At 65.2% G+C, this 26634-nt stretch carries 15 protein-coding genes; 9 read left to right on the plus strand and 6 right to left on the minus strand.

Features of this window, described 5'->3' with window-relative positions:
- The first annotated feature begins 11 nt into the window (after window positions 1-11).
- Window positions 12-2531, plus strand: coding sequence for a carboxylesterase family protein (locus tag GA615_RS26105; RefSeq protein ID WP_152054291.1), 2520 nt, complete (start codon window positions 12-14; stop codon window positions 2529-2531).
- A 52-nt stretch (window positions 2532-2583) separates the two neighbouring features.
- Here GA615_RS26105 and GA615_RS26110 read toward each other — a convergent pair whose 3' ends face one another.
- The 4 genes from GA615_RS26110 to GA615_RS26125 form a co-directional block, all read right to left on the minus strand.
- Window positions 2584-3525, minus strand: coding sequence for a ParB/RepB/Spo0J family partition protein (locus GA615_RS26110; protein ID WP_152054292.1), 942 nt, complete (start codon window positions 3523-3525; stop codon window positions 2584-2586).
- A complete protein-coding gene (locus GA615_RS26115; protein WP_152054293.1) occupies window positions 3522-4361 on the minus strand; it encodes a ParA family protein in 840 nt (279 codons plus the stop codon). Before GA615_RS26115 ends, GA615_RS26110 begins: the two co-directional genes overlap by 4 nt.
- A gap of 1279 nt (window positions 4362-5640) precedes the next feature.
- On the minus strand, window positions 5641-7065 hold the full coding sequence (locus GA615_RS26120) for a replication initiator protein A (protein ID WP_152054294.1): 1425 nt from the start codon (window positions 7063-7065) through the stop codon (window positions 5641-5643).
- Between the two features lie 586 nt (window positions 7066-7651).
- Complete coding sequence (locus tag GA615_RS26125) at window positions 7652-10618, minus strand: PVC-type heme-binding CxxCH protein (protein WP_152054295.1); 2967 nt, start codon at window positions 10616-10618, stop codon at window positions 7652-7654.
- Between the two features lie 327 nt (window positions 10619-10945).
- Between GA615_RS26125 and GA615_RS26130 the strand changes: the two genes are divergently transcribed.
- The 8 genes from GA615_RS26130 to GA615_RS26165 all read left to right on the plus strand — a co-directional run bounded on the left by GA615_RS26130 (window position 10946) and on the right by GA615_RS26165 (window position 23097).
- On the plus strand, window positions 10946-12373 hold the full coding sequence (locus GA615_RS26130) for an MFS transporter (RefSeq protein WP_201750332.1): 1428 nt from the start codon (window positions 10946-10948) through the stop codon (window positions 12371-12373).
- 162 nt (window positions 12374-12535) lie between these two features.
- A complete protein-coding gene (locus GA615_RS26135; protein WP_152054296.1) occupies window positions 12536-12709 on the plus strand; it encodes a toxin-antitoxin system HicB family antitoxin in 174 nt (57 codons plus the stop codon).
- Between the two features lie 79 nt (window positions 12710-12788).
- Entirely contained in the window at window positions 12789-13475 is a 687-nt protein-coding gene (locus tag GA615_RS26140; protein ID WP_152054297.1) for a PTS sugar transporter subunit IIA, read from the plus strand.
- A 121-nt stretch (window positions 13476-13596) separates the two neighbouring features.
- Window positions 13597-16647, plus strand: a complete 3051-nt coding sequence (locus tag GA615_RS26145; protein ID WP_235905685.1) for a DUF2309 domain-containing protein — start codon at window positions 13597-13599, stop codon at window positions 16645-16647.
- The gene (locus tag GA615_RS26150) at window positions 16644-18032 is read left to right on the plus strand and encodes a proton-conducting transporter transmembrane domain-containing protein (RefSeq protein WP_152054299.1); all 1389 of its coding nucleotides are present in this window, start codon (window positions 16644-16646) and stop codon (window positions 18030-18032) included. The genes GA615_RS26145 and GA615_RS26150 overlap by 4 nt, the downstream gene beginning before the upstream one ends.
- Window positions 18032-19561, plus strand: coding sequence for a proton-conducting transporter transmembrane domain-containing protein (locus tag GA615_RS26155; protein ID WP_152054300.1), 1530 nt, complete (start codon window positions 18032-18034; stop codon window positions 19559-19561). The genes GA615_RS26150 and GA615_RS26155 overlap by 1 nt, the downstream gene beginning before the upstream one ends.
- A gap of 9 nt (window positions 19562-19570) precedes the next feature.
- Window positions 19571-21490, plus strand: a complete 1920-nt coding sequence (locus GA615_RS26160) for a SulP family inorganic anion transporter (protein WP_152054301.1) — start codon at window positions 19571-19573, stop codon at window positions 21488-21490.
- A gap of 140 nt (window positions 21491-21630) precedes the next feature.
- Window positions 21631-23097 carry a diadenylate cyclase gene (locus GA615_RS26165; RefSeq protein ID WP_152054302.1) on the plus strand — a complete coding sequence of 489 codons (1467 nt, stop codon included), beginning with the start codon at window positions 21631-21633 and terminating at the stop codon, window positions 23095-23097.
- 19 nt (window positions 23098-23116) lie between these two features.
- Here the strand turns inward: GA615_RS26165 and GA615_RS26170 are convergent, their stop codons facing one another.
- Together GA615_RS26170 and GA615_RS27655 are read right to left on the minus strand one after the other, a co-directional pair.
- Window positions 23117-26398 carry an efflux RND transporter permease subunit gene (locus tag GA615_RS26170; RefSeq protein WP_152054303.1) on the minus strand — a complete coding sequence of 1094 codons (3282 nt, stop codon included), beginning with the start codon at window positions 26396-26398 and terminating at the stop codon, window positions 23117-23119.
- A 3-nt stretch (window positions 26399-26401) separates the two neighbouring features.
- The coding region (locus tag GA615_RS27655) for an efflux RND transporter periplasmic adaptor subunit (protein ID WP_201750333.1) at window positions 26402-26634 on the minus strand (233 nt) is incomplete at its 5' end.

The following is a 26634-nucleotide window of genomic DNA, read 5'->3' on the forward strand; positions in this document are numbered from 1 at the left end:
GGAGCCTTTCTGTGAATCGAACCCGACCTAACAGACCAAATCGCCCGGCGATTCTCGCGGCCCTGCTGACCGTGCTGACCGCATCGACGGCTGGGGCAGAGGATTCGGGAGCGATCGAAATCCGAGACGCGCTGGCCTTGCCCGGTGTCAGTCGAGGGGGACGGTCGCCGGTCCATGTCGATCCGATCGAGGCCCAGATTGTCGCCGGGGACTGGTCGATGCCCCACCCCGGTGACGAGGTCACCCTGCCCGACGGTCAGTCGCGGACCTGGCAGGCCGTTTCGGCCAATGAGGACGGTTGGTTCCAGGGCCGGGAGCTTCGAGGGAGCTACGTCGCGGTTGAGGTGGAGTCGGAGAGTGATCGGGTGATGATCCTGGAAGCCGCCGGTCACTCGATGGTCACCGTCGATGGCGTCCCTCGAACGGGAGACCCGTACGGCCTCGGCTGGCTTCGCCTGCCAATCGCGTTGAAGGCCGGACGAACCCCCCTGCTCTTTTCGGTCGGCCGCGGTCGACTTCGGGCTCGTCTTGTCGAGCCGGAACAGCCGTTGGAGCTTGAGCCGAGTGATCCGACCCTTCCGGATCTGGTCGCAGGAGAGCCGGTCGAAACCGTGGCGGCGGTTTTGGTACGGAACGCCTCGCAGACCTCGGCCGCCGATCTGATGATCGAGGCGAGCCTCGGCGCCGTTGGGGAAACGCCAGGGGAGATCACCGCGGTCCCCCCCCTGCTCCCGCTGAGTGTCCGCAAGGTCGGGTTTGCCATCCGATCGGCCGATGCCATCGATCACGGGGCCGAGTCCGTGCCGTTGGTCGTTCGCCTGATCGAAGGGACGGGCGAGAATCGCCGGGTCCTTGATGAGCTTCGGCTCGATCTCGGGGTCCGGACTCCCGAACAGAGCCGCAAGCAAACGTTCATCAGTGGAATCGACGGCAGTGTTCAGTACTACGGACTCCAGCCGATGACGCCCGGCGAGGGTGAAGCCGATCGCCCCCCTGCCCTGTTTCTCTCCTTGCATGGGGCCTCGGTCGAGGCGATCGGCCAGGCCAACGCATACGCTCCGAAATCGTGGGGGCACGTCGTGGCCCCCACAAACCGCCGTCCGTACGGCTTTGACTGGGAGGACTGGGGACGGCTCGACGCCCTGGAGGTTCTGGCCCATGCTCAAACATCGCTCGGGACCGATCCGATCCGAACCTACCTGACGGGACACTCGATGGGAGGCCACGGGACGTGGCACCTGGGCGTCACCTTCCCCGATCGCTGGGCGGCGATCGCCCCGAGTGCCGGTTGGGTGAGCATGTGGTCGTATGCCGGCGCGTTGCGGCGAGACACCCTCGACGGCCCGGCCGAAGTGCTGACCCGAGCCGCCTCGCCGAGTGATACGATCGGCCTGGTCGAGAATCTCGGACGGAACGGCGTCTACGTCTTGCACGGCGATCGGGACGACAATGTCCCGGTCTCCCAGGCCCGAACGATGCGGGCCGAGCTGGGCCGGTTCCACCCCGACTTCGCCTATTTCGAGCAGCCCGGGGCCGGTCACTGGTGGGGCAACCAGTGCGTCGACTGGCCCCCCCTGTTCGACTTCTTCCAGGAGCGGAGCAACCCCAAGGCGGGCGACGTGCTCCGGGTCGACTTCTCCACGGCCAGCCCGGGAGTTTCGAGCCGGTGCGACTGGGTGGCGGTCGAGTTACAGAACCAGCCCTTCGCACTGAGCCGGGTGACGATCGACCACGATCCCGAGGCCCGGTCGTTCCGGGGGACGACCCAGAACGTTGCTCGGCTGGCGATCGACCTGACGCACCTGGAGCCGGGGGCACCGATCGCCTTCGAGTTGGATGGCGACGCGGTCGAGACCCCCTGGCCGGACGACGGGACGACGATCCGGCTGGCCCGATCGGACGATTCGGAGGGCTGGGCCGTCGTTCCGGAACCGGATGCGACCGCGAAGGGTCCCCATCGGTATGGCTCGTTCAAGGATGCGTTTCGTCATCGGGTGGTGTTGGTTTATGGGACGGTCGGCTCGGAGGAGGAGAACGCCTGGGCACTGGCTCGGGCTCGGTACGATGCGGAGACGTTCGGCTATCGTGGGAACGGATCGATCGACGTGATTCCGGACGTGGCCTTCGACCCTGCCGCCGACGCGGATCGGAATGTTGTGCTCTACGGTCACGCGGAGTCGAATGCTGCCTGGTCAAGCTTGCTCGGAGATGGCCCGGTCATCGTCAAGCGGGGCCGCCTGCGGGTGGGATCGGTCGATCGGGAGCAGGACGACCTGGCCTGCCTGTTCATCAGGCCCCGACCAGGGAGCAATCAGGCGAGCGTGGGGGTGGTCTCCGGGACGGGTTTGGCGGGGCTTCGGTTGAGTGATCGCTTGCCGGTGTTTGTCTCGGGGGTGGCCTATCCCGACCTGACGGTGCTCGGTCCCGAGGTTCTGGCCGAAGGGCTGGAGGCCGTGGAAGCCGCCGGGTTCTTCGGTCCCGACTGGGGGGTCGATTCGGGGGAGATCGTCTGGCGGGATGAGACGCCTTGATCCGACACCCTCCGATCCGGACTCAGCTGGATCGGAGGGATTGGCGGGAGGGTCAGGCAGCCTCAGAATTCGAGTTCATGGATGCTTCGATCTGGGTGATGATCTCCTTGAGGGCATCGAGGATGGAATCGGGGTCGGTCCCCTTGCGGTGCTCGACCGTGACCTTGTAGCCGGTCGAGGTCCGATAGGTCCGAGTCGTGACCTTGCGGGGTTTGGCCTTGCCGGAGCGGCGAGGCCCCTGCCCTTCGGCCTTGCGACGGCGGACGACCTCGGCCGTCTCGGCGCGGTTGAGTTTGGCGGAGACGACCTCGGCAGCCAGGTGGGCCTGCTCGGCCGGGTCGTCGACCTTGCTGATCTCGTAAGCGATCGACGGGGCGAGCCGGCCGTCATCGACCGAGGCTTGCACACCGTCCGGCAGGTCGAGCAAGGCGAGGGCCCGGGAGACCGACGCGCCGGTCAGGTGCAGGGCCTCGGCCAGTCGGGAGGCGGTCCAGCCGTTGGCGTCCATCAGGGCCTTGAACGCCCGGGCCTGCTCGACGGGCTTGAGATCCTCTCGGATGCAATTCTCGATGAGCTGCATTTCGAGGATCTGCTCCTTGGTGCGTTCCCCTTCGATGATGACGGCGGCCACCTTGGCCCGGCCGGCGTGCTTGATGGCTCGCCAGCGGCGCTCGCCGGCAACGACGATGTAACGCCCCCGGTCGGGGGCCCAGCGAACGGCGATCGGCTGGAGCTGGCCGTGGGATTCGATGCTGGCGGCCAGGCGAGCGATGGCGTCGGGGTCGAACTCGTGGCGAGGCTGGTCGGGGTCGGGTTCGATCCGATCGACCTCGATTTCGACGGCCGTCCGGAGGCGGTTGGTCCCCTGATGCTGGCTCGGCCCGGCGGGACGATCGGACGCGGGAGCGGCCCCCTGCCCCGATCGTCGGCCGGCCCCCATCGACTCGGCGAGGTTCGACCCGAACCGGTTGAGCAGTTCGTCTCGCTTGCTCATGCCGCCTCTCCTCGGGCCTCGCCCGGATCGGCATTTTGCACGGTGTAAGACATGCGGAGCTTCAGCTCCTCGGCCAGCGCCTTGAGGGCCTTGGCCGAGGCGCCGCGGGGCTTGCTGTACGGAACGGGTTTGCGCTGGGCGATCGCTTCCTTGAAGTCGATGGCGTGGGGGATGGTCGTCTCCAGCACGTCGGAGCCGTACAGCTCGCGGAGCATCGATTCGTAGGCGCGGTGGATGGCCGTTCGGGCGCTGAACATGGTGATGAGGAAGCCGAGGAGGTTGAGCGTCGGATTGACCTCGGTGCGCATCGCGTCGATGCAGTCGAGGATGGCGGCCACGCCTTGCGAGCCGAAGTCTTCGGCCTGGAGGGGGACGACGATGTGATCGGAGGCGGCGAGGGAGGCCCAGGCGCAAAGATGGAGGTTCGGGGGGCAGTCGATGAGGATCCAGTCGAAGCGGTCGGCGGCCTCGCTCACGAACTCGGCCAGGGCGCGCTGCTGGTCGTCGGGGGCGTCCCAGGGCTCGGGGACGTTGTGGCGGGTCAGGTGGACGGAGCCGGGGACGATCGCCAGCCGCTCGAAGGCGGTCGGCACGATCAGATCCTCGGCGGCCGGGATGATGCCGTCACCGAAGAGGCCGGCGATCGTCTCGTGGGCCGGTCGGGCCCGCATGGCGTCGGGGCCGAAGAACCCCTGGGTCAGGCTGGCCTGGGGGTCCATGTCGAGGCAGAGCACCCGGGCGCCGTCCCTGGCGAGCGTGCCGCCGAGGTGGTAGACGGAGGAGGTCTTGCCGACCCCCCCTTTCTGGTTCAAGAAACAGATCGTCGCCGCGGGCATGGTCCGCCTCCTCGTCCCTGGCTCGGTCGCCCTTGATTTCCGCCGAGACATACGCCCCGGAAATTCGACCGATCCCCGCTTCAAGCGATCGGCGTTTTGGGGTGGCGAGTTCAGCGAAACAGGGTCCCGATCGGATCGGTTTACACCGTGTAAGATGCCGACGCCGGGGGATCCGAGGCGATCGGCGTTCTCACGCATCTCGGCCCGCGGAATGCGACACCGGGGGGCACGGTTGACGCCGTGTAAGATCCCGAAGCTGGGGGTTGGATGAGCAGGGCGTCTTACACGGTGTAAGACGACGAGGGAGACGACCGCGATCGGCCCCCGCTCGGGCGGTCGCGGATCGCCGAGACGGGCGACGATCCTCGGCGTCTCGATGCGTCTTACACGGTGTAAGACGCCGAGGGCGGAGCGATCGGGCAGGGGCGGGACTCCCTCCGGTGCGCCGATCGGTGCGCCCTCCGGTGCGCCGGGGGAGATCACGGATTCGAGGGGAGATGGAGTGGAGCGAGGCCGGGTTCCGGGGTTCGTTTCGGGAATCGGGGGTCGTTCGGAAATGGGTTCGTTTCGTACGGGAGAAGGCCGAACCCTGGGCAGGTCGGGCGAGGACGAGGCGGCAGGAATTCGGGAACGGTGCGCGGCCTGGTGCGTCGCCGGGTGCGCCTGGGCGAGCGAGATTCGATCGCCGTAAAACTTTATCTGGATAATGATTGCGGATTGTGGACCCGGTTTGTTTCGGAAATGTCGGGAAAACGAGTTCATGGCTCCGTTTCGTGCCTCGAACGACCGGAGCGAGGCCTTCCGGCACCGGGGGCGGGGGAGCGGTTCGGGGCTCGGTGCGCGGTTCGGTGCGCCTGGGTGCGCCTGGGTGCGCGGGGGAATCGAGGAAGGGAGGGGGCCAGGCGGTCGGGTTCGTTTCGGAAAACCGACGCGTGGCGGAAATGGGTTTGTTTCGTCAAGGAAGAGGGTGCTGCGGTGCGCGCGTGACGGTGCGCAGCGATCGACACGGAAGGGGTGAGGACGCGGGGAACGCTCCAGGGGAGAGGGCGGCGGGAGTGGCCTCGGGTGCGCATCGGCCGGGGCTCGATCGGGGAGGAGGAAAACGGAGGGGCCGGGCCGTTGGGGCGCGGTCGGGGGTCTCCATAATCATCGTTCGATCGGGCAGGGTCAGTCACACAAAATGGGGCCGGTCGGCGATCGGGGGAGCGGGTGCGGATCGCTCGACCGATCGACCGAAGGGGCAGGGGAGGGACGGCCGGAGAGGGGCAATCGTGGAGGCTCAGTCGGCCGATCCCGAGTCGCCGAAGAGCAGGGCGCGGATGTGGGCCTCGCGGACGGTCTTGAGGTAGCTGCGCTTCAAGGGGGAGCGGAGGACGCCGGGCTCGGGGGGCATGGCCTCGAGCGCCTGGGCGTCGAGGGCGACCTGCGCGTCGGGGGAGAGGCGGGACCAGTAGGCGTCGATCGCCTCGGCTTCGAGCTTGCGGCGGCGCTTCTCGTCGGCGGCAAGGCGGCGGGCGTCGTCGAGGGTCTGGTGGGCCTGGAGGGCGGCCGATTGCTGGGCATCGCGGGCGGCCTTCGGGAGGTAGTCCTTCGGGGGGGCGTAGTCGTCTCGGATGGCGCGGACGAGCCAGGCGCCGGCTTCCTTGACGTGGCCGGGCTTGTGCTCCTGGAGCCACTGCAGGAGGTCGAGCTTGGATTCGATCCGGTCGGCGGGCAGGTCGCGGACGAGGTCGGCGGCGACCCGGGGGGTGACCCCTCGATCGACGAGCCGGAGGGCGAGCGGGTCATCGGGAGCCTCGGCCGGGTCGGGCAGGGGGGGCTCCGGGGCGATCGGGGAGAAGGTCGGCTGCTGCCGGGCGATCTTGATGATCCAGTCGCGGCCTTGCTTGGTGTAACGCTCCTCGCGGGGCAGGGGGGCGATGAAGCCGGTCTCCTCGAGCTCGGTGAGGGCGGGCTGGAGCTTCTCCTTGATCTTGCCGGCGTTGGAGGCGTAGTTGCGGCTCATGCCGATGTAGTCGATGGCGAACTCGCGGAGCTCGAACGACCATTCGGGGGAGGTGTAGAAGCGCTTGTCGAGGAAACGGTACATGCGCTTCGAGATGGCGCTGCGGAAGCCGAAATAGGTGTCGAGGTCGAGCCGCTTCAGGTTGTCGGCCTGGCAGCTCTCGATGAAGGTCTTGTTCCAGACGAAGTAGGAGAAGGGCTGCGGCTGGCTCCGGCTGGTGGCCTTGTCGTCGATCATGACGGTTTCGATGACGTGGAGCTTGGCCGTGAGGTGCTTCTTGGCGCGGTTGTCCCACCAGGTGTTGTCGTAGTAGAGGGTGACGCCGGACCAGCGGTTGAGCGACTCGTCGAGGCGGCGATAGTACTTCCCCTCGTCGGGCCAGCGCAGGACCTTGAGCAGCTCGTACCGGGTGAAGTGGACCTTGGGGTCCTGAAAATCGTTCTTCTTGCGGGTGAGCTGAATCAGGCCGACCAGGACGTCGGCATCGGCGGCTGTGGGAAGGCCGTAGGCATCGCTGCCGGAGACGGTGAGGGCTCCGTGCGGATACTCGTAGCGGATCGACTTCTTGCCTTTCAAGCCGATCGGCACACGGTCGGTCAGGAGGACAAGCGGGAACTCGGCGAAGTTCATCTCGTCTCGCCCGGCCTGAGTGTCAGGAAGGCGTGGCGAGTCGTCGGGAAAGAGCGGCAGGCGAGCCATACACGTTTCCTTATCCGAAGACCGCAAAACGAGACACCACCACCAACCGTCGCCAGTTGGTGTTAGTTTAACAGAGTTATTAAGGTTATGTAGTTATAGGGCGCGCAAATCTTTTCTTCGCTTGAACTTGCGGAACAAAATGTCCCTCGAATCCCGGTATTGTGTCCCTCGAATCCCGGTAAAGTGTCCCCCGGTTCCCGGTACGATGTCCCTCGAATCCCGGTAGGAATGTCCCTCGAATCCCGGTAGGTGTCCCTCGAATCCCGGTAGGAAATGTCCCTCGAATCCCGGTGCGAATGTCCCTCGTTTCCCGGGATGGGAATGGCGTGAAAGGAAGGGGTTGGACGAGTCATCTACAGGGGAAATGTCCCTCGAATCCCGGTACGGCCGGAAGGTGTGCGGGAGGCAAGGCGAGGGCTGCCCGGATTGCCTCGATCGGATCATCTTGCCACAAGACGGTCCCTCAGATCCCGTTAGGAAAAGAGAAGGGAACCGGCTGATGTCCCTCAAATCCCGGTGAGGGTTTGCGGGGGAGGGACGTTGGTCGGGAGATTCAAAACGGAAACGAAACGGGGAAAGGGTGCCCTCAATCGGCGGCGGGGGCGGTTCCCTGGAGGTAAGAGAACAGGTCGCGCAGCTCCTGAGGGGCGAGGGAGCGGTACAGGTCGTCGGGCATGAGGGAGGCGGTGGCGTCGGCGATCTCCTCGACCTCGGCCAGGGGGAGGACGGTTCGGGTCCCGTCGGAGGTGATGAGGGTAAGATTCGTCGGCGATTGCTCGGCCAGCAGGCCGGTGAGAATCCGACCGTCCTGGGTGGCGACGACCGAGGGGAGGTACTCTTTGCGGATAACCCGAGAGGGATCGACCAGGCTGAGGAGCAGGAAATCACGGTCCGATCGGTTGGCGTGGGTCAGGTCGGGGCCGATCGCCTGCCCTTCGCCAAAAAGGAGGTGACAGGAGGCGCAGTGTTCCCGGAACAGGAGCCGGCCACGATTCGGGTCGCCGGGACCGGCGCGGAGGTCGTTGTTCAGGCGGCGGACCTCGGCCAGCCGCTCCTCGGGGGTGGCGGAAGCGATGGCTCCCCAGTGCTTCCGGACCCTGGCATCGAGCGCGGGATCTCCCAGAGCCGCCACGCGAGCGACCTGATCGGTGGAGAGGTCCTCGGCAGCAATCTGCCCCTGATCGACGGCGTTGAGCAGGGCAATGGTTCCCGATTTCCAGGAGAGTAAGAGGTCGAGCGCCCGGCGCTGCCAGTCGCTCGACTGGTCGGAAGAGGAGGCAAGCAGCGCTGGAGGGATTGTCTCGTCGTCGAAGCGTCCGAGGGCACCGAGCGCGGCCAGGCGGAGACTGAGGGAGGGGTCGCCGGTCGCCAGGAGGAGCAACGGTTGCACGTGGGAAGGGTCGTGCCGTTCGGCGATCAAGGCGAGGAAGGCGAGGCGGTCGGCGAAGGGTTGAGAGGGGTCGCCAGCGCACTTGAGGGCACGATCGAGGGCGTCGCGTTGGCCGGCTCTGGCGGCAAGGCGGATCAAGGAAACGCGGTCGGGGTGGGCAGCGGCCAGGTTGGTGAGACGATCGGCCAGAGGTGAGGCGATCGGAGCCGGGCGGCTGGTGGTGGCGGTGTCGAGGGCATCGATCAGGGGGACGCGAAGCGCATCGGTCGGGCTCGAATCGATCAGGCGGAGGCAGGCCAGATCCCCCTCGAGGGTTCCCTCCCCGGCGAAGCGGCGGAGCAGACGATCGGCAATCACCGAGCGAAAGAGGGAGGATTTCCAGGACGTGGCGGTTGCGAATTCGTCGAGTGTTTCGGCCGGTGCTTCGGTCGCGCAGCGCTCGATGGCCCACCAGAGGCGGAGCGGGATGAAGGGGTCGGCTTCGTCCTCGTCGCGCTGGAGGAGGGCCGAGGTGATCGGAAGGCCGAGGGTTGTGGGATGGCAAGCGGCCACGCCGAGGAGGCATGATCGCACGTCGACGCTGGAATCCGATTCCGCGAGCGTGACGAGGCGATCGGCCAGAGCGGGGCTGATGGTGTCCCGGTCACCGAGGAGGCGGGCGACCCAGGAGCGGACGTCGGGCTCGGGATGATCGAGCAGAAGGAGGGCAGTCTGCTCGTCGAGCCCGCCGACTCCGTGCAAGGCCCAGAGGCCGATCAGGGCGGCAGAGCCTCGGCCGTCGAGGGCTCGGGAGCGGAGGTCGGGGAGGAGGGACTCGTCCGGATGTTCGCGGAGCAGGCGTAGGGCTCGGCGCACAGACCAGGCGTCGGGGTGGTCGAGCAGGGCGACCCATTGAGATGAGTTGAGTGATTGAAGGTCAAAGGATACGTCGATTGATCGTCGGCCAGGGCCGTCGAGGGCGATGATGCGCCCGTTGGAGCGGTCCCAATCGGCGTCGGGGTCGGGGTGGGCGGTGCGGCGGTCGTGCCAGTCGGCAAGGTAGAGAGAGCCGTCGGGACCGAGGGTCATGTCGGAGGGAGCGAACCAGGTGTCGTTGGCTCGCATCAGATCGCCGACTTGCCGGGCCTGGTAGGTGGATCCGAGGCGGGAGAGCTGGTGACGATGTGCGGAGTGGTCGAGCAGATCGGCGGCGAGATACTGGCCGAGGAGGGAATCGGGCAGGGCATCGGTCATGGCAAACAGGCCACCGACGGCGACGTGTCCTCCGGTGATTCCTTCGTGGGGAACATGATCGAAGTATCCGAACGTATACGGATTGTGAAGCGGTCCATGTTTGCCGAATGACTTCCAGTAATACCCGCCGGGGACCATGTGCAGCATGACGTTGCCGCCGACGTTGGTGCTGGCGATCAGTTCGCCTCGGGCGTCGAAATCGAGGCCCCACATATTGCCGCCGCCTTCGGCGAACAGCTCGAAGCGGTTGGTGGGGCGGTGGTAGCGCCAGACGCCCTGCTGGAACTCGATGCCTCGAATCCGGGCGGTGACCGTGCTTCCCTGCAGCCCGTAGAGCCAGCCGTCGGGGCCCCAGGTGAGCGAGTTGGCGACCGAGTGCGCGTCTTCCATGCCGAAGCCGGTGAGCAGGACCTCGGGATCGGCATCGGGCTGGTCGTCGCGGTTGCGGTCGGGATAGAAGAGGAGGTACGGGGCGTTGAGGACGTAGACGCCACCGTCGCCGAAAGCGAAGCCGCTGGCGAGGTTCAGGCCGGAGACGAAGTCGCGGGATGCGTCGATCCGGCCGTCGCCGTCGGTGTCTTCGAGGATCGAGAGGCGATCGCTGCCCCTGGGGCCGTGGGGAGGAGGCTCGGGGATGCGGTCGTAGACGGTTCGGGAGTAGCGATCGACCGCGACGCGGTCCAGGCTGGCGGGGTTGGGGTATTGAAGATACTGGAGGACCCAGAGGCGGCCCCGGTCGTCGAAGTCGAGGGCGACCGGCTGACGGACGAAGGGTTCGGCCGCGACGAGGCGAGGCGTCAGGCCTTCGGCAACGGTCATCCGCGCAACAGCCTCGTCGGGGGGATGACCCTGGCTTCGGGCCGATTCCGGGAGAACGAGCACGAGCATTGAAACGAGGGGAACGGCGGTCCGCCAGGCAAGCTGCATCATCGAACAGAGGTCCTGGGTGTTCGGCCTTCAGAAAAGGAGGGCGGCGCTGAAGCCGATCCGCGAGCGTTGATCGTCGTCGGTCGAGCCGTCTGGATCTTAATCCGACCTCAGTGAAGGAGCCAGCGAGGGGGAAGCTATTCGGGGAATCGATTTCGTTCACGAGACTGATAAAATTCAATTCAATGAAAGATCGTTAAAAGTAAAAAGCGTTGGAATTTATAAGAAACGGTAACGGTGAGGGGAGACATCCGTTTGGTCGATGGATCGTATCATCGTCGCCGAGGTCGGTGGTAGGCTCGTCGTGTGTCGAGTCCAGGGACGGGGGTCTTGGATCGAGGTCTTGGGGTGGGTGGCATGGGCAATCCTTCCGAAGGGCGGTACGAGGTGGTCTTGAAGCGAGGATTCCGGGGGCGGATCGGCCTGGATCGGCCGGAGCTGGTGGCCTGGACGCTGTACGACTGGGCGAACTCGGCGATGGTGACGGTCGTCGTGGCGTCGGTCTTCCCGATCTACTTCCTGAGGGTGGCGGGGGCCGACCTGCCGCCGGCGGTGGCGACGCAGCGGTTCGCGATTGCCAGCACGATCGGCCTGGCGTTGGTGGCGGTGACGGCGCCGATTTTGGGGGTGATCGCCGACCGAGTCGGGATCAAGAAGCGCTTACTGGGCGCGTCGATGTCCGTTGGGGTGTCGGCGGTGGCGGGGATGTTCTTCATCGGGCATGGGGATTGGCTGCTGGCCTGTGTGCTTTTGATTTTGGCCGAGGTGGGGGCGGGGTTGAGTTTTGTCTTCTACGACGCGCTCTTGCCCCACGTGGCGAAGCCGGAGGAGATGGATCGCGTGTCGGCGGCGGCGTATGCGCTGGGCTATTTTGGCGGAGGGACGTTGCTGGCGGTGAACCTGGCCTGGATTCAGTGGCCGGGGTTGCTCGGGATTCCGTCGGGGGAGGGGATCTCGGAGGCGCAGGCCACCTTGCCGGTTCGCCTGGCGTTTCTGTCGGTGGCGCTCTGGTGGGTGGTGTTCTCGATCCCCTTGTTCGTGCGCGTGAAGGAACCGGCGGCGGTACTGGGGCCGGAGGAGCCGGATCGGGTCAACCCGGTGCGGGTCGCCTTCCGTCGGTTGGGGAGGACCTTGCGAGCGCTTCGGGGGTATCGGGAGGCGTTTGTGATGCTCCTGGCGTTCCTGCTCTACAACGACGGGATCGGGACGATCATCAAGATGGCGGCAATCTTTGGGGCGGAGATCGGGATCGGGCAGGGGGCGATGCTGTCGGCGATTCTGGTGGTGCAGTTCGTGGGCGTGCCGTTCACGTTTTTGTTCGGGATGCTGGCCGGTGGCCTGGGGGCGAAGCGGGCGATCTTGCTGGGCCTGTTAGTGTATACAGGAATCAGCATGCTTGGGTATCTGATGACGAGCGAGTCTCACTTTTTCCTGCTGGCAATCCTCATCGGAATGGTGCAGGGGGGGAGCCAGGCCCTGAGCCGATCGCTCTTTGCCAGTCTGATTCCGAAGGCTCGATCGGGTGAGTTCTTCGGATTCTTCGCCATCGCGGAGAAGTTCGCGGGGATCCTGGGGCCGGCCTGTTTCGCGGCCGTGATCGCGGTGACCGGGTCGAGCCGCTCGGCCATCCTCTCGGTCATCGTCTTTTTTCTGGTCGGAGGAGGGTTGCTGGCCCTCGTCGATGTCGAGGCCGGGCGAGCGAAGGCACGCGAGGAAGATCGTGAGCTGGAATCGGCCGACAACCCGCTGGCGACCTGACCGTGGCCGGCCTTATTGCTCGGCGGCAAAACCCCAGGACATCACCGCTGCTTGGTTGACAATCGTGGAAGGCGATGGACAATGTCCTCAGATGTCATTCGATGTCCCTGTCCGTCGTTTGGCGTTCCCGAACGTTGACCGGGCTCGCTCTGAGGAATTGAGATGCCTGAAACCGTTGTCCATTTTCAGATCCGGATGCCTCCAGACCTGCATGAGCAGCTCTCAAGTCGGGCCCGGGAGGAAAAGAGTTCGCTGAATGCCCTGATCGTTTCGATCCTGAAGGCTGCCGAGGATCGAGCCGCCTCCAATGGATCGTCTTCTGGGGCCACAGGATGATGGTCCTGGCCGGGCTCTGGGGAGGAGTCCCGAGCCCGGGTCAGATGCTCAACAACCGGAGCCGGATGGGGATGGTGCTGTGAATCTTTCGGTGAAGGACGCGGCTCGCATCCTGAGTGTGTCCGAGAAGACGATCTATCGCTGGATCAAGCAGCAGTCGATCCCGGCGTATCGGGTGCAGGATCAGTACCGATTCAATCGGGCCGAGGTGCTTGAGTGGGCCACGTCTCGGAGGTTGAAGGTTTCGGACGAGATTTTCTCAGAGCCGGAGGCCGCCGGTCTGCCCGTGCCGTCGCTGGTCGAGGCGATGGAATCCGGGGGTGTGCATTATCGCGTCTCGGGTCATGACCCAGCGTCGGCGCTGCGAGAGGTCGTCCAGCTGTTGAGGCTTCCCGGGGAAGTGGATCGCGAGTTCCTGTTGCGGGTTTTGCTGGCTCGGGAGGCGATGGCGTCGACGGCCATCGGCGAAGGCATTGCCATTCCTCACGTACGGAACCCCGTGGTCCTGCACATTGATCGGCCGACCATTGCGCTTTGCTTTTTGGAGCAGCCGATCGCGTACGGTTCCCTCGACGGGGAGCCGGTGCACACGCTCTTTACGATCATTAGCCCAACGACCCGGGCCCACCTGCACCTGCTGGCCAAGCTGTCGTTTGTGCTAAGAGATCCTGATGTTCGGAATAGCTTGCGGGTGCAGGATCCGCGGCAGAGTATTCTCGATCTGGTCCGGGCGGCCGAGGACCGATTAGTGGGGGCCTGCCCGTAACAATTTGCTCGTCGCAATTTTCTGCGTTGCGAGATACCACCGCCGATTCGGTACGACCGTGATGCAAGACGGATCAATGCCGCAGGCCCCTGATCGATGGGGCGGCGACGAGGGAATACCGTTGGACGGACTGGACCAAGAGATCGAGCACGCGGCGCACGTGTTACCCACGCAGGGACCGATCACGGTCTTTGTTCATCATAATCCGCTGCATGCGTTTGAGGAGTTGCCGTTCGACGAGGCCCTGGCTACGGCTTCGGCGCTGTACGGTTGCCATCCCTACCTGCCCGAAGATCACTACCGAAGCGAGGTCGATCGGGGGCGGATCGCTCGCGAGGATCTGGCGGAGGTTCTCATCGACGACCTGGGCGAGGATGCCGATGTCCTGATCGGATTCATGGGCACGCGGTATCACCTACGGCTGGCGATGCTTGAGTACCCGTTGCGCACGGGGACCGACGACGAGCTTCGCTGGTTCATTACCGGAACCGATGCGCTGGAGCGGTTTCGATCGGAGGCTCCGGTTGATCTCCGCCGTCGGATGATTGATCAGACGAGGCAGTGGGTCTTGCGGGAGCATCAGGCGAGGCGGGCTGATGATTCGGCTGGTCACGATGGCGACATCTTGAAGCGTTTGCTGGACCAGTCTCAGGGGGCTCGCATTGATCGGTGGGACGATCGGGCCTGGGAGGCGTTTACGTTGCGCCTTCTCTGGAGAGTCTGTCACGCCGGAGTGCATGGCGTGAAGCGGCACGGCGATCCCCCGCCGTCGCCGATCCGGCACCGAGACTGGTTGCTCCTGGCAACCGGCCGAGACACTGATCGCCTGGTTCATGATCTGCTCATCAAACTTTGCTCGGCGTTTCTTGATCAGGGGCTTGCCGCCTGGAGGATGCCCGGCCGGTCGCTTGGGTTTTTCGGGGCCTTCGTGGAACTTTACCGTGATGCTCGGCCGGTCGAGCCCTGGTTACGGGGACTGCCGGAAGCGCTTCGGGAGATCGATCGAACGGGACGATCGGCGACGGCGTCGCTGGAGGAGTCACTTCGGGACCTGGGGGTTGCCGAGTCGGAGCGCGGCCCGTTCCTCTCCGCAACGCTCCTGGCGCTTCCCGGATGGGCCGGGATGCTGTGGCAGATGGAAACGAATGCCGAGTGGGCGGTCCGGCCCGCGCCTCCTGGAACGCTCCGAGACTTTCTGGCCGTCCGCCTGATCCTTGAGCGGCTGGCCCTGAGCCATGTGGCTCGGGAGGAGCTGGCCGCGGCTCCGTCGCTGAGCGAGTTGCGGCACGAGCTGCACCATCGAGTTCCACACCCTCCCCGGGTGAGCGTGGACCAGCGGACTTATCTGGTGTTTCAGCTCGCCCAGGTTCGGGGCTGGAGTCCTCCGGATCTGAACCGCCTTTCGAAAGCTGAGTGGTCGCAACTTGTCGAGGAGATCGAGGCGTTCGGGAGTCTGGCCCGCCGTCGGGTGTATCATCGCGCATTCGAGCGTCGATATCGGCATCAAGCACTCGACGCCGTGGTGACGCAGGCTGCCCGAACGGGATCGGGAAGCGACGACACGCGGCGGCCTGAGGTCCAGGTGGTCACCTGCATCGACGACCGCGAGGAGTCGTTCCGAAGACACCTCGAAGAAGTGAATCCCCAGGTCGAGACCTTCGGCGCGGCCGGGTTCTTTGGCGTGGCGATGTATTACCGGGGGGTGGCCGATGCCCACTTTCGCCCGCTCTGTCCGGTGGTGGTCAGACCTCGCCATTACGTCCGGGAGCAGGCAGCTTACTCGCTGACGAGCAGCAGCCGACAGCGGGCAGAAACGAGGAGACTGCTGGGGACCGCTCTGAGGCACTGGCACCAGAGCAGCCGGGGCCTGCTCGGAGGAATCGCCACGGCCATGCTCGGCTCGCTCGCGTCGGTTCCGTTGGTGACGCGTATCCTCGTTCCCAGGCTCACCTCCCGGATCAATCGACAGGCCATCGGGTTTGTGCAGGCTCCCCCGGTGACCGAACTCTCGATTCAGCGAGTGGTTGATCCGCCTGGACCGGATGACGATCACCTCGGGTTCTCCGATGAGGAGATGGCCGACATTGTGACTCGGCTGCTTCAGGACATCGGGCTGACCCAAGGGTTCGCAAAGCTGGTGGTGGTGGTCGGGCATGGGTCGAGCAGCCTGAACAATCCGCACGAGTCGGCCTATCACTGTGGCGCGTGCAGCGGAGGGCTCGGCGGACCGAATGCCCGTTCCTTCGCCTTGATGGCGAACGATTCCCGGGTCCGGTCCATCCTGAAGGATCGAGGGCTGGTCATTCCTGAAGGAACGGTGTTTGTCGGGGCCTTTCACAACACCTGTACCGAGGACGTGATCTTTTACGACCTTGATCGGATTCCGTTCTCGCATCGTCGGGCGTTTGAGCAGTTCCGGAAACAGATCGACCTGACCCGAGAACGGAACGCGCACGAACGCTGCCGACGGTTCGAATCGGCCGATCTCGGACTCTCGTTGCCCGAGGCGCTCGAACACGTGGAGACCCGAGCCGAGGACCTTTCGCAGGTCCGCCCGGAATACAACCACGCGACCAACGCCCTCTGCTTTGTGGGGCGTCGCTCCTGGAGCCGAGGGTTGTTTCTCGATCGTCGAGCGTTTCTTGCCTCGTACAATCCGAGGCTTGATGACTCGGAGCATTCGATTCTCTGCCGCATTTTGCAGGCGGTGATTCCCGTTTGCGCGGGGATCAGCCTGGAATACTACTTCTCGAGGGTTGATCCTGCCGGGTTCGGTTGCGGGTCGAAGCTGCCGCACAACATCACCTCGATGCTGGGGGTGATGGAAGGGGCCTTGAGTGACCTTCGCCCCGGTCTTTCGCAACAAATGATCGAGATTCATGAGCCGCTGCGTCTGCTCTTCGTGGTCGAGACGACGCCGGAAGCGCTGGAGTCGATCATGGATCGGGTCGAGCCGATCGGTCGTCTGGTGCGCAACGCGTGGGTCCAGATGGCGACGATCTGTCCGGACGGGCTGACTCTTCACCTTTACCGCGATGGCGGATTTTTCCCCTACACCCCGGAATCGAGTGGGTTCCCTGAGGTTTCGTCGTCGCTCGACTGGTATCGAGGCCGACGAGACGCGGTGGGGTTTGCCTCGATCGGCTCCCGGGCGGGACGAGGCGACCGATGAGCGATTCCCTGCTGTTCCAGGTGTTGGGGACGGCCGTTCTGGCCTTGCCGGCGTTGCTGCTGGCGATTTTGGGGATTGCCTTGCTGGTGGACCGGCCCTGGAGCGAATCGGCCATCGCTCGATGGACCGAGGCGAGTGTGGTGACGGCGCTGGTCGCCGCCGTCGGGGTGCTTGGAATGATGCTGGTCACCGGCGATCGGGAGCTTTCCCTGGAGTTGGGATCGCTGATTGCCATTCCGAGCGAGCACTTCCACTTCCGCCTGAAATTTGTGTTCGATCGGCTCTCGGTGCCATTCGTTATCCTGTCGCTGGTTCTGATCGGCACGGTGGGGGCATTCGCCAATCGGTATCTGCACCGCGAGCCGGGCTACGGTCGGTTCTTCCTGTTTTATGCCGTGTTCTTGCTGGGAATGGTGGTTGCGTCGCTCGCGGGAACGATTGAAACCTTGTTTCTGGGATGGGAACTGGTGGGGCTGTCGTCGGCGTTGCTGGTGGCATACTTCCACGAACGGGCCGCGCCGGTGCTCAATGCGCAGCGGGTCTGGTCGGTGTACCGAATCTCCGATGCCGCGTTTCTGCTCGCCGCGGTGGCGCTGCATCACGTCTCGGGAGCGGGCGATTTCGAGTCAATGACTGGTACCGGCCTCTGGCCGGATGCGAAGGCGACGTTGACCTCGACGCAGGCGCTCGGGGTGGGGCTGCTCTTGCTGCTGGCCGCTGCGGGGAAGTCTGGGCTGATTCCGTTCTCGGGATGGCTACCGAGGGCGATGGAGGGCCCAACCCCTTCAAGCGCAATCTTTTACGGGGCCCTTTCAGTGCACCTGGGGGCGTTCTTGCTGCTCCGGGTCAGTCCGATTCTGGAACGATCGGCCGTGCTTTGTGGGGTTGTGGTGGTCCTCGGACTGGCGACGGCCGTGTTCGCGGCGATCATCGCCCGGGTGCAGTCGGACGTGAAAGGGGCGCTCGCCTTCGCCTCGCTGACCCAGGTCGGAATCATCGTCGCAGAGATCGGGTTGGGTTTGCGGTACATTCCCTTGATTCATATCATCGGCCACGCCTGCCTGAGGACCTTGCAGTTGCTTCGGGCCCCCTCGCTGCTGAGGGACTATCACCAGATAGAGAACGCGGTCGGTCGGCGGCTCGAAAACCACGAGGGATGGTTTGAGGGGCTGCTATCGGGGCCGTTGAAGCTACGCCTGTATCGGCTTGGGTTGGATCGTGGCCAGTTCGATGCCGTGCTCGATCGTTTCGTCGTCGCTCCGTTCACACGGGTCTTCCGATGGTGTGACGGAATGGAGCGGCGATGGACGGATTTTCTTGCAGGGACGGGCTCCCGAGAATCGGATCGGGTCCCGGCCTCCTCTCCGATGGTCGAGGAACTGTGATGTCCGGCCTGCACCAGCCTTGGCTGGAACTCTGCGTTTTGATCCCCGTGCTGGGGGCTTTGGTGGTGCGGTTCACGAGCCGCCCGGAGTCCGCCCGTCGGCGGAGCCTCTTCGTGTGCAGCCTGACGCTGGTCTGCGCCGTCGCCGCCTGGCAGGACTTCGAGTTCCTCCGGGTTCGAGAGGCGCACGATCCTGAAGATATGATGATTTGGTCGATCGGAGGGCGCTTGCTCGTGGTGGATGAGTTGAGCGCGCCGCTCTTACCGCTGGCGGCGCTGCTGTTTCTGCTCACCCACCTGGCGACTCTGCGGACCAAGGTTCGTGAATTTTCGTTCGCGCGATCACTCGTTTCGGAGGCCATCTTGCTGGCGACCTTCTCCAGCAAGCTTCCCTGGTTGGTCGGGATCTTGCTGGCGGCCGGGGTGATCCCTCCCTATCTGGAGTTGCGCAAGGCTCGGAAACCGACGCGGGTCTATGTCATTTTCATGGGGGGATTTGTTGCCTTGCTCGTCCTCGGGCAGGCGATTTTGGCCATTGCTCCCGACAACAGCGGGTTTTCGGGGGTGGCTGTGGTGCTACTGACGGCGGCGGTCTTGCTCCGAAGCGGGATTGCGCCGGTCCATTGCTGGATGACCGACCTGTTCGAGCATGCGAGCTTTGGCACTGCCCTGCTGTACGTTTCGCCCATGGTCGGGGCCTATGGTCTGGTCCGACTCGTGTTGCCGGTCGCGCCGACCTGGGTCTTGTCGGCGGTGGCCCTGGTCTCGCTGGTGACGGCGATTTACGCGGCGGGCATGGCCCTTGTGCAACGTGAGGCGCGTCGGTTTTTTAGCTATCTCTTTCTTAGCCATTCGTCACTGGTGCTGGTGGGATTGGAGACGGCCACACCGATCGGCCTGACCGGTTCGTTGAGTCTGTGGCTATCGGTCTCGGTCTCCCTGACCGGGTTCGGTCTGGTGATGCGGTGCGTTGAGGCGAGGACGGGGCGGATCTCGCTCCTGAACTTTCACGGCCTCTCCTCGCAAGTGCCAGGGTTGGCCGCCTTGTTCCTGCTGACGGGGTTGGCAAGTATCGGCTTTCCCGGAACGGCCGGGTTCGTGGGCCTGGAACTTCTGGTCGAGGGGGTCATCCAGGCCTTCCCAATCGCCGGAGCCTTTGTGGTGATTGTCGCGGCCCTGAATGGGCTTGCCGTGATGTCTGCGTATTTTCTGATTTTCACAGGTCGTCCCCATTCCAGCACGATTGATCTGCGGATTCGACCCTCAGAGCGGATCGCGGTCCTGATCTTGACCGCGTTGATCTTGATCGGGGGGGTGTTTCCCCAGCGGGGGGTCGACACGCGCTATCGAGCCGCCGTGAGGCTGGCTCAGCCGCACGCCGACCTGGGGAGATCCCACCTGAGCAAGACCCAGGAGACCGGATCGAACATCGAGCCGGCCGTTGCGCTGACGGCTCATGCTCGAAACGCTCGGCCAGCGCAATTGCTAGACCCTGCCTCTGCTCGATTGACGGTTCCTCCCCAGCCTTGAGGAAGGTTCATGACCACCACCGAACGCCGTCCGCCTCGCGGTGACCTTGCCGGACTCGTGGCCTGCTGGCGACGTGATCTGCTCTCCGGCTTCCTGGTCTTTCTGATCGCGCTGCCGCTCTGCCTCGGGATTGCGCTGGCCAGCGGATACCCGGCGATTGCCGGGGTGTTCACGGCCATTGTCGGGGGGCTGATTACGCCCTGGATCAGCAACTCGGAACTCACGATCAAAGGGCCGGCGGCCGGTCTCATTGTGATCGCACTCGGGGCAATCACAGAGTGTGCCGAGATGTACGGCCCGGATCAGAGCTACCGCATGGTGTTGGGGATCGGGGTCGCGGCCGGGGTGCTTCAAATCGTATTCGGTCTGACACGATCGGGGATTCTCGGCGAGTTCTTTCCCTCGTCGGTGGTTCACGGGATGCTCGCGGCGATCGGCGTGATCATTGTGTCGAAGCAAATTCATATCACGCTTGGGGTGAACGATGTTGGTGGCGAGCCGCTGGAGCTGCTCGCGGAAATTCCTCGGTCGCTCACGCGGTTGAACCCCGAGATTGCCTTGATTGGTCTCTTGAGCCTCGTGATTCTTTTCGGCATTCCGCTCATCCGCAATCCCTGGATCGGGAGGATTCCCGGGCCGATGCTCGTACTACTGGTCACGGTGCCGATTGGCATGTATTTCGATCTGACGCACGAGCACGACTACACGCTTGCAGGTCATCAGTACCATCTTGGAGAGGAGTACCTCGTTGCAATTCCCGGCAACTTGTTCGCGGCGATCACGACGCCAAGGTTCAATGCGCTGGCGGAATGGGCCGGTTGGAAGTGGGTGATTCTGTTTGCGTTGATTGGTTCGGTCGAATCGTTGTTGAGCGCCAAGGCGGTCGAGATGATTGATCCCGACCGGCGGAAGACGAACCTGAACCGCGATCTGCTGGCGATCGGGGTCGGCAACGTCGCCTCGGCCGCGATCGGTGGGCTGCCGATGATCTCGGAGATCGTTCGGAGCAAGGCGAACGCGGACAGCGGAGCGCAGACACGGTTCGCCAACATGTACCATGGGCTGTTCTTGCTGGGGTTTGTGGCCTTGCTGCCGGGCCTGATCCACCAGATTCCGCTGGCAGCGCTCAGCGCAATGCTTGTGTACACCGGCGCTCGGCTGGCATCGCCCCGAGAATTTCAGAACGTCTTTCGGATCGGCAAAGAGCAGCTTGTTATCTTTCTGGCGACGATGATCGGGGTGCTTGCAACGGACCTTCTCATCGGTGTCGTGATCGGCATTGTTGTGAAGCTGACAATCCATGTGCTGAACGGTGTGCCGTTTCGATCGCTCTTCAAGCCCTACCTGCATATTGAGCAGCGGGGGGATGGTCCGTCGGTGATCTTCGCCAAGGACTCGGCTGTGTTCAGCAACTGGATTCCGTTTAAACATCAGATTGAGCAGATCGGACTGAACCAGCGGAACAACCTGATTGTTGATCTGTCGGAGACGAAGCTGATCGATCATAGCGTGATGGAGAAGCTCCACGAGCTTCAGGAGGAGTTCGGTCGCGAAGGCCTTTCGCTCGAACTCGTCGGCCTTGAATCCCATCGCAAACTGTCGGAACACGACTTCTCGGCGCGGCGGAGGGGGCTGACCCAGGTCCGTCGCCTGACGCTCGTCTGCCCCTCGGATCGCTCGGACGAGATTCTCGCGGAGCTGGTGCAGCATGGAGCTTCCGGTTATACGATCACCGACTGCCGCGGAGCCGGACGAACCAGCCTTCACGATGGCTCCGGCACGCGAGCCAGCATGGTTCGAATCGAAGTGCTGATTGCCCCGGAGAAAGTGGGTGAGATCGAGGCCTTGATCCGAAGACGGTTGCGATCGGAACCCCCGATGACGGTCAGCTTCGAAACCGTGAGTGTGGTGCGTCCTGATCATTTCTGATAGGTCTGAAGGAGAGGAGGCCCGCGTCGAGGGTGGAGTTGGCAGTTCCTGGGCCCCCGAGGCCTGGCTCCCTTGGAACCGGTTGCCTGTCAGTTGGCCTCGGCTGAAAGTGACCGTACGGCCCGATTGGGGTCCCGACCATGCCCGCGATGCCCGACCCGAGCTGGAGAGAGGTGGTCGATGTCCTGGCCCTCAGCTACCTCGCCCACCGCGTGCTGCTCCTGTCGCGAGGGACTCGGACTCCGCAAGCATTGCTGAGTCTGGCCGCCCTCTGGGTTCTCTGGGAGCTCGCTCGCCGACTCGGCCTGGAGTTGACGGGCTGGGCTCTTGGTGCCGTCTTCAAGCTGGCACCGATCGCCCTGATTGTGGTTTTCCGCAACGAACTCCGCGACGTGCTGATCCACGCCGGTCCCCTTCGGCTGCTGGCCGGACAGCGATCACTGGCCGGGACGATCGCCCCGGCGGTCGTGGCCGAGGCCGCCTTCCGCCTGGCCGCGACTCATACCGGTGCCTTGATGGTGTTTCAGGGGCGAGACCGCCTGGACCAGCTGGCCCACGAGGGCGAGCGGATTGATGCCCGGTTCAGCGTTCCGCTCATCGAAAGCCTTTTTGGAAAAGAAAGTCCCGTTCACGACGGCGCCGCGTTGATTCAGAAGGGCCGGATCGATCGGGTCGGGACGCTGCTCCCCTTGTCAACCCGCGCCGGCCTTCCCTCGCAGTTCGGCACTCGCCACCGGGCCGCGGTCGGCCTGAGCGAGCGCTGCGATGCGGTGGTGGTGGTGGTCTCGGAAGAACGTGGCGAGGTCTCGGTGGTCCGAGACGGACGGGTCGAGCGGGTCGCAGCTCCCGAGGATCTGGAGCGGGCACTGGGGGCCGATTCGGGCGGATTGGGTCGGGCCGAGTCGAGCGGCGGACGAATCAGGGGACTGGCTTCGGGCGTGGGTGGTTTTTTGCTGACAACACTGGCGGTCTCGGCGTTGTGGGTCCTCTATGACCTCCAGCAGGTCGCCCGAAGGACGGTCACAGCCACGGCCCAATTTCAGGGTTTGCCCGATTCGCTGGAGCTGGTCGATCCGCCCGAGACGCTCGATCTTCAGGTGTGGGGCAAACGAGCGTTGATCGATAACCTGGCCTCCGAGGGAATCAGCGCATCGGTTGATCTGTCGGGGGCCGAGCAGGAGGGAACCTACACGATTGAGCGCGGCGATATGACCATCGCGTTACCTGCGGGCGTCGAGTGGTCGCTATCCGACCCCTCGTTGCGCGTGGGGCTGGTCGAGCGGATCGAGGTGACGGTGCCGGTTCGCGTGCGACTGGAAGGACGGCCGCCGCCGGGCTTTAAGTTCACCGTGTCGCGGGCCGATCCGGCGAGGGTGGTGCTCCGTGTGCCGAAGTGGGTGGGCGAAGAACTGGAGGCAGTGGAGACGCGACCGATCGACGTCGGCACGCTGGGGCTCGATGCCAACACTCCGGAAACGGCGGTCGAGATCCCGCTGGAACTGGGTCGCCATTCGGCCCGACCCGCGGCCGGCTCGACCGATACGGTTCGCGTGACCGTCGGTCTGCGGCCGGCTGATTCCTCCAGCAACCCGGAAGCGATCCCGTAATGAGGGTCTCGCCTGACTGTCATGAGTCCTGGTCGTCGAGGTCGGAGAAGACATCGTCATGCGCAGCACCCCGGGTTGATGGCCTCCCGAACCGCAGGAACAGGGCGGGAGTGACGACCTGGTCGAGCAGCGTCGAGCTGACGAGGCCGCCGATAACGACGATCGCCAGCGGGTGGAGCAACTCCTTGCCCGTCTGGCCGGCGCCGAGGGCCAGCGGGATCAGGCCGATGGCTGCTGTGAGGGCCGTCATCAGCACTGGCGCCAGCCGCTCCAGGCTCCCCCGGATGATCATCTCGGGGCCGAATAGCTCCCCCTCCTCGCGCATCAGGTGCTGGTAGTGTGAGATCATCAGGATGCCGTTGCGGGAGACGATCCCCGTCAGCGTGATGAAGCCGACCCAGTGGGCGACCGAGAGGGTCACCGCGCCCGTCCAGACGCCCGGCCATCCCCACCAGGGCAGACCGCGAAACGCGTCGATCCCCGGCCACTCGACGATGAGCAGGGCGATGATCGAACCGACCGCCGCCAGTGGCACGTTGGCCAGGACCTGGAGCGAGGCCCGCCAGGAATCCAGGCCCTTGCAGAGGACGAGGAAGACCCCGAAGAGCGCCAGCGGGCCGAGCAGGAAGAGCTGGCGGTTGGCCCGACGCTGGGCCTCGAACTGCCCGCCCAGGTCGACGAAGTCGCCGGTGGGCAGGGCAGGGGTCACCGATTCGGCGATCGTCCGGCGAATGTCGCTCACGACGCCTTCGAGGTCGCGATCCGCGACGTTGGCCTGGACCACGATCCTTCGCAGCACGTTCTCGCGGTTGATTGTGTTCGGGCCGTCGGTCTCGACCACTTCCGCGACGTTGCCGAGGGCCACCCGAGCCCCCGACGGCGTGCTGACGCGCGTCGAGCGGATCGCCTCCACGTCATTCCGGGCCGACGGGTCGAACCAGACGACCAGGTCGAACGTGCGCTGGCCTTCGAGGACCTGGGAGACCGTCCTCCCCTGGAAGGCGGTCTCCAGGGCCTCGGCCACCTCCGCGGGAGTCAGGCCGTATCGGGCGGCCGACTCGCGGTCGATCCAGACCCGCACCTGGGGCACGCGCACCTGGGGCTCCACCTGGAGGTCGACGACGCCCGGGATCTCCGCCATCTCCAGGGCCAGCTCGTCGGCCGAGTCCCGCAATGTGTCGAGATTCGGGCCGAAAATCTTCACCGCGACCTGCGCCCGGATGCCCGACATGATGTGGTCGAGCCGATGGGAGATCGGCTGGCCAATGTTGAAGACCACGCCGGGCACTTCGGAGAGGACCTCGCGCACCTCGTCGCGGACCTCATCCCTCGGACGACCGACGTGCTCCACCCCGAGGTGGTGCAGGCCGGGGACCGCCCGCAGGATGCTCGCCGCGAGACCGGGCTTCGGCCGATTGGGCTCGATCAGGTTGACGTCGATCTCGGAGACGTTGACGTTCTCGGCGTGCTCGTCCAGTTCGGCGCGGCCCGTCCGCCGCGAGACCCCGGTCACCTCGGGGATGGCCAGCAGCGTCTCCTCGACGCGGCGGCCGATGCGGTCCGACTCGGCGAGGCTCGTGCCCGGCGGGCAGGTCGCGGCGATCGTCAGCGTGCCCTCGTTGAATTCCGGCAGGAACTCGCCGCCCATCCCGGTCAGGGTTGCGAGCGATCCCACGACGAGCACGAGCACCGCGAGCAAGACCGCCCCCGTGTGGCGGAGCGTGAACCGTAGGACCCGCGTGTCGAGCCACTTCAGCGTACGGAGTAGGATCGGATCGCCGGGCCGCTCCAGGAAGCGGGCGCCCGGCAGGACGTATGAGGCCAGCGCCGGGGTCACCGTCAGCGAGACCAGCAGCGAGGCGAGTAGCGTCACGAGGTAGGACAGGGCCAGCGGCGCGAACAGCCGCCCTTCCAGGCCGGGCAGCGCAAACAGCGGCAGGACCACGAGGACGACGACCATCGTCGCGTAGACGATGCTGCCGCGGATCTCCGATGAGGCGCGGAAGACGACCCGCAGGGCCGGATCGGGCCGCGCTTTCGCCCGGTTCTCCTTGAGGCGGCGGAAGACGTTCTCGACGTCCACGATCGAGTCATCGACCAGCTCGCCGATCGCCACAGCGATGCCGCCGAGCGTCATCGTGTTGATGGTCAAGCCCAGGTAGTCGAAGACCAGGGCCGTGATCACCACCGACAGCGGGATGGCCGTGAGCGTCACCACGCTCACCCGGAGGTTCCAGAGGAAGAGGAACAGGACGATCACGACCCAGATCGTGCCGTCACGGATGGCCTCGACCACGTTGGCGATCGCCGCGTCGATGAACCGCTGCTGCCGGAAGATCCCAGCGTCGAGGGACACGTCGTCGGGCAGGCTCGCCCGGATCGCGTCGAGCGTCGCGTCGATGTCCGCCGTGAGCCGGAGCGTGTCCGCCCCCGGCTGCTTCTGGACCGAGAGGATGACCGCCGCCGCACCATCGATGCTCCCCTCGCCGCGTTTGACCGGCGGGCCGAAGCGGACGTCGGCGACCTCGCGGACAGTGATCGGCACCGGCTCGCCCGGCCGGACCACCGTCGAGGCGATGTCGTCGAGCGTCTCCGCACGCCCCACGATCCGAATGACCGCCTCGCGGTCCTTGCCCAGCAGGAACCCGCCTCCGGTCGCCTTGTTCGCGCGTTCGACCGCCCGGTTCAGCTCGTCGAGCGTTACGTCGTGACGCGCCAGGCGTTCGGGAGAGGTCAGCACCTGGTACTGACGCACCTCGCCCCCCATGACGGTGACTTGCGCGACCCCCGAGACGGCGAGTAGGCGAGGGCGGATGACCCAGTCGGCCAGCGTCCGCAACTCCATCGCATCGGTCGGCCCGTCGGCCTGGAGCCCAATGAGCAGGATCTCGCCCATGATCGAGGTGATCGGCGCGAGGACCGGATTGACGTCGTCGGGCAGCCGCGACCGCACGAGCTGGAGCTTCTCACTCACGACCTGGCGGGCGCGATAGATGTCCGAGCCCCAGTCGAACTCGACCCAGACGATCGACAGACCGACGGCCGAGGCGGAGCGCACCCGGAGCACGCCGCTGGCGCCGTTGAGCGAGGACTCGATCGGGAAGGTGACGAGCGTCTCCACCTCCTCGGGCGCCAGGCCGTGGGCCTCGGTCATGACGGTGACCGTCGGGCGGTTCAGGTCCGGGAACACGTCGATGGGGATCTGCGTGGCCCGGAAGCCGCCGTAGGTGGCCAGGGCCAGGGCGGCGACCAGGACGAACGCCCGGTTCGCGAGCGAGAAGCGGATCAGGGCGTCGAGCATCGCTCAGGAATCCCCCCCGGGGCGACCCGCGATTGACGGTGCAGGCGGGAACACGTCGATGACGGCGCGGGCCTGCATCCCCTCGAAGAGCCGCCCTTCGGCGTTCTCGACCTCGATCCAGACGGGCATTACGCGGGCCCCCTCCTCGAAGACCGGCGAGACCCGGACGACCGAACCCGGGACGCTCAGCCCGGGGGCGCCGGGGAAGGTGACCCGGACCGGCTGGCCGGGCCGAA

This window comes from Tautonia marina (genome assembly GCF_009177065.1).
Lineage (GTDB): Bacteria > Planctomycetota > Planctomycetia > Isosphaerales > Isosphaeraceae > Tautonia > Tautonia marina.

Coding starts and splice junctions, on each gene's coding strand:
- GA615_RS26110 (WP_152054292.1), bottom strand. CDS start 3,525: ATGAGCAAGCGAGACGAACTGCTCAACCGGTTCGGGTCGAACCTCGCC.
- GA615_RS26115 (WP_152054293.1), bottom strand. CDS start 4,361: ATGCCCGCGGCGACGATCTGTTTCTTGAACCAGAAAGGGGGGGTCGGC.
- GA615_RS26120 (WP_152054294.1), bottom strand. CDS start 7,065: ATGGCTCGCCTGCCGCTCTTTCCCGACGACTCGCCACGCCTTCCTGAC.
- GA615_RS26125 (WP_152054295.1), bottom strand. CDS start 10,618: ATGATGCAGCTTGCCTGGCGGACCGCCGTTCCCCTCGTTTCAATGCTC.
- GA615_RS26135 (WP_152054296.1), top strand. CDS start 12,536: ATGCCTGAAACCGTTGTCCATTTTCAGATCCGGATGCCTCCAGACCTG.
- GA615_RS26150 (WP_152054299.1), top strand. CDS start 16,644: ATGAGCGATTCCCTGCTGTTCCAGGTGTTGGGGACGGCCGTTCTGGCC.
- GA615_RS26155 (WP_152054300.1), top strand. CDS start 18,032: ATGTCCGGCCTGCACCAGCCTTGGCTGGAACTCTGCGTTTTGATCCCC.
- GA615_RS26160 (WP_152054301.1), top strand. CDS start 19,571: ATGACCACCACCGAACGCCGTCCGCCTCGCGGTGACCTTGCCGGACTC.
- GA615_RS26165 (WP_152054302.1), top strand. CDS start 21,631: ATGCCCGCGATGCCCGACCCGAGCTGGAGAGAGGTGGTCGATGTCCTG.
- GA615_RS26170 (WP_152054303.1), bottom strand. CDS start 26,398: ATGCTCGACGCCCTGATCCGCTTCTCGCTCGCGAACCGGGCGTTCGTC.